Raw genomic sequence first — 659 nt, forward strand, 5'->3', positions numbered from 1 at the left:
AGTTGTAGCTATCGATACAAGGCTCACCAATCGGTGCATAGCCATGAGAGCGAATGGTCTCGTGCTCAAAGCCGCTTTCGTCCATCTATACACTGGAGTAGCCTTGCTGCTTAAAGTGCTCAAGCTTATTCTGATATATCGCTCTTTTGATCGGACAGGCTTTTGGATGTTCTAAAGTCTTTTTTTTGACTGATGCCTAGGCGTTTTAAAGCCTCACAAATGGCTGGGGCAGTACAGTTGAACCGTCTTGCTCTCTCATAGTGATAGTCATCAGGGTAACGCTCAACGTCTTTACGTAGTGCATCATCTGGTATTTTTGATGGCGTAACATTGCGAGTGCTCTTACTATGCAGCCGTTTCTTCCACTTTTGAATGGTGGTTGGACTAATATCATAAAAAGAGGCTGCCTCGGCAAAAGTCATGCCACCTGCTAAGCTTTTAAGAACTTGTTTGCGATAATCTAGTGAGTAAGTCATGATAATTGAGTATATCTGTTGAGATGTTTTATCTTATAACATTTTTATATTTAATACACTATACTATGTTTTTATCCTTGATAATTCATTTGCCAGCCTTAATATAAACAATAGCAGACGCGGTGTGGGTAATTAAATAATTTTGCATCGCATTATTAGTGGTCGCTATTATCTATATTAATG

Annotated in this window: 1 protein-coding gene; it reads right to left on the reverse strand. The window is 39.3% G+C overall.

What is annotated here, in order from left to right; genetic code table 11:
• Positions 1-125 precede the first annotated feature (125 nt).
• Positions 126-476: an IS630 transposase-related protein gene (locus tag AAEZ03_RS25725; protein ID WP_350582531.1), complete on the reverse strand. Its 351-nt coding sequence runs from the start codon at positions 474-476 to the stop codon at positions 126-128.
• Positions 477-659 lie beyond the last annotated feature (183 nt).

Source organism: Pseudomonas sp. HY2-MNA-CIBAN-0224 (genome assembly GCF_040310285.1).
GTDB classification, from domain to species: Bacteria; Pseudomonadota; Gammaproteobacteria; order Pseudomonadales; family Pseudomonadaceae; genus Aquipseudomonas; species Aquipseudomonas helleri.